The 9,114-nt window shown below is 61.8% G+C and carries 7 protein-coding genes; all 7 read left to right on the top strand.

Annotated features, from left to right (window positions below; genetic code table 11):
- Positions 1–2,606 (top strand): response regulator (locus E5W87_RS30840; RefSeq protein ID WP_292406339.1); only part of this gene is annotated, 2,606 nt, incomplete at its 5' end.
- 486 nt (positions 2,607–3,092) lie between these two features.
- On the top strand, positions 3,093–4,097 hold the full coding sequence (locus tag E5W87_RS30835; RefSeq protein ID WP_292406337.1) for a PstS family phosphate ABC transporter substrate-binding protein: 1,005 nt from the start codon (positions 3,093–3,095) through the stop codon (positions 4,095–4,097).
- Between the two features lie 121 nt (positions 4,098–4,218).
- The gene (gene pstC / locus E5W87_RS30830) at positions 4,219–5,607 is read left to right on the top strand and encodes a phosphate ABC transporter permease subunit PstC (protein WP_292406334.1); all 1,389 of its coding nucleotides are present in this window, start codon (positions 4,219–4,221) and stop codon (positions 5,605–5,607) included.
- Complete coding sequence (pstA, locus tag E5W87_RS30825) at positions 5,600–7,213, top strand: phosphate ABC transporter permease PstA (RefSeq protein WP_292406331.1); 1,614 nt, start codon at positions 5,600–5,602, stop codon at positions 7,211–7,213. Before pstC ends, pstA begins: the two co-directional genes overlap by 8 nt.
- A gap of 12 nt (positions 7,214–7,225) precedes the next feature.
- A complete protein-coding gene (gene pstB / locus E5W87_RS30820) occupies positions 7,226–8,041 on the top strand; it encodes a phosphate ABC transporter ATP-binding protein PstB (RefSeq protein ID WP_292406328.1) in 816 nt (271 codons plus the stop codon).
- Positions 8,042–8,076: 35 nt separating this feature from the next.
- On the top strand, positions 8,077–8,784 hold the full coding sequence (gene phoU / locus E5W87_RS30815) for a phosphate signaling complex protein PhoU (protein ID WP_292406325.1): 708 nt from the start codon (positions 8,077–8,079) through the stop codon (positions 8,782–8,784).
- Positions 8,785–8,800: 16 nt separating this feature from the next.
- Positions 8,801–9,114 (top strand): response regulator (locus E5W87_RS30810; RefSeq protein WP_292406322.1); only part of this gene is annotated, 314 nt, incomplete at its 3' end.

Genomic DNA, 9,114 nt, shown 5'->3' with positions numbered 1-9,114 from the left:
GCGAGACTACGCAACCTCTGGCCGATCTCGAACGGAAAACCTTCGTCACCGACATGAAGCGCCGCGAGACCGAGGCCGAGGATGCGCGCAGGCAACTCGCCACGGTTCTGGACTCGCTGCCTGCCGGCGTCCTTATCTACGACCGCGAGGACAATTTCGTCTTTGCCAACCGCAAGCTGCACGACACGCTGCCGGCGCTGAAGCCGGCGTGGCAGGCCGGCCGCACGTTTCGCGAGGCGCTGGCCCTCGGCCATTCGGTCGGCTATTTCCGGCTCAGCGGCGATATCGAGCTCGACCGTCTCTACGACAGCGACCCCGACCGATGGGTCGACGGCATGTTGGCCCGCTACCGCTTGCCCAACGCGTCCTTCGAACGCGTCAATCCCGATGGCCGCTGGTATCAGGTACACGACATGCGGACTGACGACGGCACGTTCATTGGCGTGCGTGTCGACATTTCCGAGATCAAGAGGCGCGAAAAGGCATTGCACGACAGCATGCGCGTGAATGAGATGTTCCGCAGCCTCATCGACAATGTGCCGGTGTCGATCTACGCCAAGCGTTCGGACCTTAAATTGTACTACGTCAACAAGGGCTGGTGCGATCTCACCGGCTTCAGCAAGGAAGAGGCGATCGGCAAGACCGACATCGAGATTTTCGGACCGGACGGCGAGGCCTACGCAAAGGGCGACCTTGCCGTGCTGCGCAGCGGTGAAACCCAGGAGATGGAGGAGACCGCAACGCTGGCCGACGGCAGCGTCCGCCATCAGTTCGCCCGCAAGGGCGCAATGATCGCTTCCGACGGCTCGCTCTATCTGATCGGCTCGACCACCGACATCACCGAGCTGAAGCAGCGCGAGGCCGAACTGCGCGAAGCGCGGCAGCGGGCCGTGCTCGCCGATCGCGCCAAGTCGGAATTCCTGGCCAATATGAGCCACGAGATCCGCACGCCAATGAACGGCGTGCTCGGCATGGCCGAACTCCTTGCCAAATCGGATCTCGACCCGAAGCAGAAGACCTTCACCGACATCATCGTAAAATCGGGAAACGCGCTGCTTACCATCATCAACGACATCCTGGATTTCTCCAAGATCGATGCCGGCCAACTCGTGCTCGACCCAGCGCCCTTCAACCTTTCCGAGGCGATCGAGGACGTGGCGACGCTGGTGTCGACACGCGCCAAGGAAAAGGATCTCGAGCTCATCGTGCGCGTCGAACCCGGCCTCGAAAGCCTGTTCGTCGGCGATGTCGGCCGTGTCAGACAGATCGTCACCAACTTGCTCGGCAATGCGGTGAAGTTCACCGACGAAGGCTACGTGCTGGTCGACGTGACCGGTGAAAGGGGTCCGGCCGGAACGAAGCTCACCATCTCGGTGACCGATACGGGCATAGGCATTCCGCAGGACAAGCTGAAGCTTGTCTTCGAGAAATTCAGCCAGGTCGACACTTCGTCGACGAGGCGGCACGAAGGCACCGGGCTCGGCCTCGCCATCACCTCGCGGCTGGTCGACCTCATGGGCGGCGAGATCGGCGTCGACAGTGCCGAGGGCAGAGGCTCGACCTTCTGGTTCACCGTGACGCTGCCAAGCGCCGGGCAGTCGACCAGGCAACGCATCACGCCCGTGGACGTGACCGGCGCGCGGGTGCTGATCGTCGACGACAATGCCGTCAACCGTTCGATCCTGACCGAGCAGATGACTTCATGGACCTTCGACTCCTGCGCAGCCGAAAGCGGCGCCGAGGGGCTTAAAGTGCTCATCGCCGCCGCTGCCTATAGCGTGCCGGTCGACTGTGTCGTGCTCGACTATCAGATGCCCGGCATGAATGGGGCTGAGATGGCCCGGCTCGTGCGCACCACTGCCGGTCTCGCCGAGACGCCCATCATCATGCTGACATCCGTCGACCAGTCGCTGGCCAACACCGGCTACCATGATCTTGACATCGACGCCCAGTTGATCAAGCCGGCGCGCTCTTCGGTGCTGCTGGAAACGCTGGTTGCCACAATCCAGCGGCACCGCCACAACACGATGGGCACGGGCGCGCCGCCGGCCGGCGGTTCCGAGAACGACATGTCGCAGTCATCGCCGGTGCAACCGCCGCTGCCCGTATACGGAGCCGCGCCCGGGCGGGCGCTGCTGCAGCCGCCACCGGTTCGTCCTCGCACCAGCACGCCGGCGGGCACCGGGCGTCGGCTGGATGTCCTCGTTGCCGAAGACAACGAGGTGAACCAGATGGTTTTCACGCAGATTCTCGGCGAGACCGGCTACGGCTTCGAGATCGTCGGCAATGGCCGCAAAGCGCTCGATGCCTTCGGCAGGCTCAATCCGCGCATGATCCTGATGGATGTTTCGATGCCTGAGATGAACGGCCACGAAGCGACCGCCGCAATTCGCCGGCTGGAAGAAGAGACCGGCTCGCATGTCCCGATCGTCGGCGTCACCGCGCATGCGCTGAAGGGTGATCGCGAACGATGCCTGGAGGCGGGCATGGACGATTATCTGCCCAAGCCCATCAGCCCCAGGGCCTTGCTCGAAAAGGTCGAACGCTGGCTCGGCGCGGACGGCGAAATCCAGCGCAACGCGGGTAGGCATCCGGCCGGGCTGTAAGAAATTCAGCTGAGATTCGGCGACGCGTTGCGGACGAGACTATGGTGCGATCGCACCATACCAAAGCGTGCGCCAGGTTGGGACAATAAGCACATTCGAGTTCCGCCCTCCAGTTACGGGCGGGAGCAGCGACCGCCGGCAAGAAACAGGGTCAGATTTACCCCAACGGACCTGTTTCGGCGATGGCGCGGCCATGACCTCCTTTGGCCGCATGCAACGCGCTCCCGCCCGGATTTTCTTTTTCGGCGCAAATTTGCGTCACCTGTCGAAGGGAAATGCCGGCTGGAATCGTGCAAGCTGCTGATTCCAGCGGCAAACCACGGCCGTGCCGGTGAGACCCGCGGCCCTTCCCTTTCAACATGGCTGTGCGGCGTTACCGGGCTGACATCAAACTGTCATGCGACTGTTATAATCGGGGGCTATTGGCCTCAGCGGGCGCCGAAGGAATGGCGCCGAGAGACCATATTCCGAACAGGAGCAGGCCACATGAAGAAATTCCTCCTTACGGCGTCGGCCGCGGCGCTTGCGCTCGCCGCGTCGGCTGGTTATGCCGCCGCGCGCGACCAGATTCAAATCGTCGGTTCGTCCACGGTGTTCCCCTTCACGACGGCTGTCGCCGAAAAGCTCGGCCAGAGCGGACAGATCAAGACCCCGGTCGTCGAATCGACCGGCACCGGCGGCGGCATGAAGCTGTTTTGCCAAGGCGTCGGCGAAAATACCCCTGACTTCACCAATGCCTCGCGCGCCATCAAGGACAGCGAACTTGAAACCTGCAAGGCAAACGGCGTGACACCGGTCGAGATCAAGATCGGCTTCGACGGCATCGTGCTCGCCAACTCGAAGGCAGGGACTGTCGTTGATCTGACCAAGGAACAGATTTTCAAGGCACTCGCCAAGAACGTCGCTGTTGACGGCAAGGTCGTCGCCAATCCCTACAAGAACTGGTCGGATGTCGATGCGTCGCTTCCCGCGACAAAGATCGAGGTGCTTGGCCCGCCGCCCACGTCTGGCACGCGCGACGCGTTCGTTGAACTCGTCATGGATAAGGCCTGCCAGGAAGAAGTGAAGACGGCTAATGAAAAGGGCTGCGGCGAAACCCGCGAAGACGGCGCTTTTGTCGAGGCCGGCGAAAACGACAATCTGATTGTCCAGAAGCTGGAAGCCAACGTCAATGCCTTCGGCATCTTTGGTTTCTCGTTCCTTGACCAGAATGCCGACAAGCTGCAGGGCCACAAGGTCGACGGCGTCGAGCCAACCTTCGAGGACATCGCATCCGGCAAGTACGGCGTTTCCCGCTCGCTCTACATCTATGCCAAGAAAGAGCATGTCGGCGTCATCCCCGGCATGCAAGAGTTCATCGCCGAGTACACCTCGGACGCTGCCTGGGGTCCCGAAGGTTATCTGGCCGACAAGGGCCTGATCCCGCTGCCGGACGCCGAGCGCGCCACGTGGGCCGAAAACGCCAAGGCCCTGAAGGGCATGGGCTCCTGATTTTTTCGGGGTCCGGGCAAATATCCGCTCTGACCCTCATGCTCTAAAGCACAAAGCGCGGGACCAACGTCCCGTGCTTTGAGCCGGTGAATGGCCGGCGGTCGAGGGGACGTCCTGAATCATGGTCGGTTATCTCGTTGTTCTTCTGTTAGTTCTGGCTGCTGCGGCCTATTGGATCGGCCGGACGCGCGCCATCGCCAGTGTCAATGGCGACGTCGCGCGGCTGCATTCGCTGCCTGGCCAACATGGCATGTTTCTGGCTCTTTTTGCTGCCGGTCCCGCGCTGCTTGCGATCGTGTTGTGGTCGATGGTGACGCCGGGAATTGAATCGTCGATCATCGCCGACCGCTTCTCAGCCGAGCTGTCGGGAATGGGCGTTCCGCAGGTAGAAGCTTTCATCCGCGACGCCCATGCGATGGCCTTTGGCGGCCTTGTCGGCTTCGCCGATCCCACGAAAGAAGCGGCCGCGGCCGTCTACAAATCGATCCATGCGACCAGCGCCTGGATCATCTGGGCCATCGCGCTCATGCTTTCCGCGTCCGGATTTTACTGGGCCTATTCGCGAATCGCACAGGCCTACCGGGCGCGCCACGTGGTCGAGCGCGTTCTTCGCGCATTCTTGATCACCTGTTCGGCGGTCGCAATCCTGACGACGATCGGTATCGTCTTGTCGCTCATCTTCGAATCCTTGCGGTTCTTCCAACAGGTGCCGCTTTATAAATTCCTGTTCGGCACGCATTGGTCGCCGCAGAGCGCCTTCACCGGCGCCGGCGCGGAAGCCGGGGCGGTCAACCAGGACATTTTTGGCATGGTGCCGCTCTTTGCCGGCACGTTGCTCATCACCTTCATTGCCATGCTAGTGGCTGCGCCTATCGGGCTGATGGCTGCGATCTATCTTTCGGACTACGCCTCCAAAAGCGTCCGTGCGGTCGCAAAGCCGGTACTGGAAATCCTTGCAGGCATTCCGACGGTCGTCTACGGCTTCTTCGCCGCGCTGACGGTTGCGCCCTACTTCCGCAGTATGGGCGAAAGCCTGGGCCTCAACGTTGCGTCCGAATCCGCGCTCGCCGCAGGCGTGGTCATGGGCATCATGATCATTCCCTTCGTTTCCTCGCTTTCCGATGATGTGATCAACGCTGTCCCGCAATCCCTGAGAGACGGTTCCGCCGGCCTCGGCGCGACCAAGTCTGAAACCATCCGCAAAGTGATCCTTCCCGCGGCCCTTCCGGGCATCGTTTCGGCGATGCTGCTCGCAGTCAGCCGCGCAATCGGTGAAACAATGATCGTGGTCATGGCCGCGGGGCTGGCGGCAAATCTTACGGCCAACCCGCTCGAAGCGGTGACCACCGTGACGGTGCAGATCGTGACGCTGCTTGTGGGCGATCAGGAATTCGACAGCGCCAAGACGCTTGCAGCCTTCGCGCTCGGCCTGGTGCTGTTCTGCATCACACTTACCCTCAACATCGTCGCTTTGCGCGTCGTCCAGAAATACCGAGAGCAATATGACTGATGCGATCTCGTCATTCGGCGCCGTCGGACGGCCGGTCAGTATTCATACCGACGATGCCGCGAAGGCGCGGCTAAAGGGTCGTTACCGCGCGGAAACGTGGTTCAAATGGCTTGGCGCCGCAGCCGTCGCGTTGGCCGGCCTCTTCCTTCTGCTGCTCCTGTCGACGATCGTCACGCAGGCGATCCCGGCGCTGCGGCAGAACTATCTGACGCTGCCGATCGATCTTTCGGCGGCCAAGGTCGACCCGGCCAAACTCGATGCCGTCAACTACGACGCCATCGCCCAGGAAGCGCTTACGGCAAAATTTCCGGATGTGACGAGCCGTCAGGACAAGCGCCTGCTGCGCGGACTGATTTCCACGGGCACAGGCGTGTTCCTGCGCAAAGATATCGCTGCTGATCCGGGGATGCTCGGAAAAACGGTGGACTATGCGGTTCCACTTGACGATTTTGCCGATCTTTATCTCAAGGGTTTGCTTGCCGATGTTGGTTCGGACGAAGCGATTTCGACAAGCGTCACGCCTTCGCAAACCAGCGGCGACATCGATCTGACCTTCGGCGACGCTGCCATGCTGGCGCTGGCGCGCGGCCATGGTGCGACCGAGGGCGAAAACGGCATGCTTACGCTGACGAGCGGCGCGTCGTCGCTGCTGGTCGCGTTCAACAGCGGCACGGTCAAGCTGACCGCGCTGTCGCCTGGGGCCAACGGAACGGCGGTCGCAAAGGGCACGGTGATCGAGGCGCTGGACAGCACGGCGCCAGCCGCGAGCGGCCAGGCATTCCTGCGCGTCATCGACACGCCGGAAGCATCGCGAAAGATTTCGGACAAGGTGATCGTCTGGCTCGATACGCTGAAGAGCGCCGGCCTGATCGAAAGCCGGTTCAACTCGATCTTCTTCTTCACCGGAGCAAGCCGCGAGCCGGAACTGGCCGGAGTCTGGGGCGCGGTCGTCGGATCGTTCCTGACCATGATCGTAACGCTCGCCATCGCCTTCCCGATCGGCGTTTCGGCGGCGATCTATCTTGAGGAATTTGCGCCCAAGAACCGGCTGACGACGATCATCGAAGTGAATATCAACAACCTTGCGGCGGTGCCTTCGATCGTCTTCGGCCTGCTTGGACTTGCCGTATTCCTGAATTTCTTCGGCCTGCCGCGCTCGGCCCCGGTGGTCGGCGGCATGGTGCTGGCGCTGATGACCCTGCCGATCATCATTATCGCCTCACGCGCTTCGCTACGCGCCGTGCCACCGTCGATCCGCGAGGCGGCGCTTGGCATCGGGGCGTCCAAGGTCCAGACCGTATTCCATCACGTCCTGCCGCTCGCGATGCCGGGTATCATGACCGGTACCATTCTCGGAATGGCGCATGCGCTGGGCGAAACCGCGCCGTTGCTGATGATCGGCATGGTCGCCTTCATCGTCGACATTCCCGGCGGCTTCACCGATCCCGCAACGATCCTGCCGGTGCAGATATTCATGTGGGCCGACTTTCCGGAAGCTGGGTTCCAGCAGAAGACTTCGGCGGCGATTTTGATTTTGCTGGTGTTTTTGGTCATCATGAATGCCATCGCGGTGATACTGCGCAGGCGCTTCGAGCGGCGCTGGTAAGGAGTAGAGGATATGAACATCATGACGGAAGCCAGCGTCGAACAGAAACTGAGTACCGGAACCAACGAACCTTCGATCAAGATGAAGGGCGAAAAGGTCTCTGTTCATTACGGCGAGAAGCGAGCCCTGTTCGACGTGGATCTCGATGTCCGCGAGAACCAGGTGACGGCGCTCATCGGTCCGTCCGGCTGCGGCAAGTCGACCTTTCTGCGTTGCCTGAACCGAATGAACGACACGATCGACATCGCGCGGGTGAGCGGCAAGATCACGCTCGACAACGAAGATGTCTACGACCCGAAAATCGATGTCGTCGAGCTGCGGGCTCGCGTCGGCATGGTGTTCCAGAAGCCGAACCCGTTTCCGAAGTCGATCTACGAAAACGTCGCCTACGGTCCGCGCATTCACGGACTGGCCAGGAGCAAGGCGGAGTTGGACGGTATCGTCGAATCGAGCCTGAAGAAGGCCGGCCTGTTCAACGAGGTCAAGGATCGGCTGCTCGAGTCGGGCACTGGCCTTTCCGGTGGCCAGCAGCAGCGTCTATGCATTGCGCGCGCCATCGCTGTGTCGCCGGAAGTGATCCTGATGGACGAGCCGTGTTCGGCGCTCGATCCGATCGCCACCGCCCGTGTCGAGGAGCTGATTGACGAACTGCGCCAGAACTACACGATCGTCATCGTCACCCATTCGATGCAGCAGGCAGCGCGCGTGTCGCAGCGCACGGCGATGTTCCATCTCGGCTATCTGGTCGAGGAGGGCGCGACCGACAAGATGTTCACCAACCCAGACGACAAGCGCACCCAGGATTACATCACCGGCCGGTTCGGCTAAGCGGTCCGGCGAATTTCGAACACGAGGACAGTATCATGGGTGAACATACCGTCGCATCTTTCGACGAGGAACTGGAGCACATCGACAGGCTGATCCGCGACATGGACGAGCTTGCCGCGGCGATGGTCGCAGCCTCGATCCGCGCGTTGCTTGCGTCAGACAATGCGATGGCGCAGCGCGTCGTCTCGGATGACGCCATCATGGATGCGCGGCAGCGTGAACTCGACGATAGCGCGATCACGCTGATCGCCAAGCGGCAGCCGATGGCGCAAGATCTGCGCGCAGTGGTTGGCGCAATCCGGATGGCCGGCGATCTCGAGCGCATCGGCGACCTGGCCAAGAACATAGCCAAGCGGGTCAGCGCCGTCGGCCAGAGCGCCACGCCGCGTAATCTCTCGCACGGTATCGACGCGATGGCGGATCTCGTTCTCGAGCAACTCCGCGGCGTGGTCGAGCACTATGTGTCGAGCAACGCCGGCGCGTTGAAAGAACTGCGCGCCGCCGACGAGAAGATCGACGTGAAATACACGGCGGTTTTTCGCGAACTCCTGACCTACATGATGGAGGACCCGCGCAACATCACCGCCTGCACGCATCTTCTGTTCTGCGCCAAGAATCTCGAGCGTATCGGCGATCATGTCACCAACATTGCCGAAAACGCCTACTATGTCGTGACCGGGCAGCAATTGCCGGCGGGTCGCCCGAAGCTCGACGAAACGACGATGTCGGCGTCGGCGACATGACAGGGGTAACCGGCCGATGATCGCGCCGCGCATCATGGTGGTGGAGGACGAAGAGCCGCTGGGCGTCCTCCTTCGCTACAATCTGGAATCCGAAGGCTATCAAGTTGAGGTGGTGACGCGCGGCGACGAGGCCGAAATCCGGCTGCAGGAAAACGTGCCCGATCTTCTGGTGCTCGACTGGATGGTGCCGGCGGTTTCGGGCATCGAGCTTTGCCGTCGCCTTCGGGTGCGCCCCGAAACCGAGCGGCTGCCGATCATCATGCTGACCGCGCGCGGCGAGGAAAGCGACCGGGTGCGCGGCCTCTCGACCGGGGCCGACGACTATCTGGT

It is taken from the genome of Mesorhizobium sp. (assembly GCF_004962925.1).
GTDB lineage: Bacteria > Pseudomonadota > Alphaproteobacteria > Rhizobiales > Rhizobiaceae > Mesorhizobium.
The sequence above is the reverse complement of the archived record's forward strand: the minus strand, read 5'-3'. Positions and strand labels throughout refer to the sequence as shown.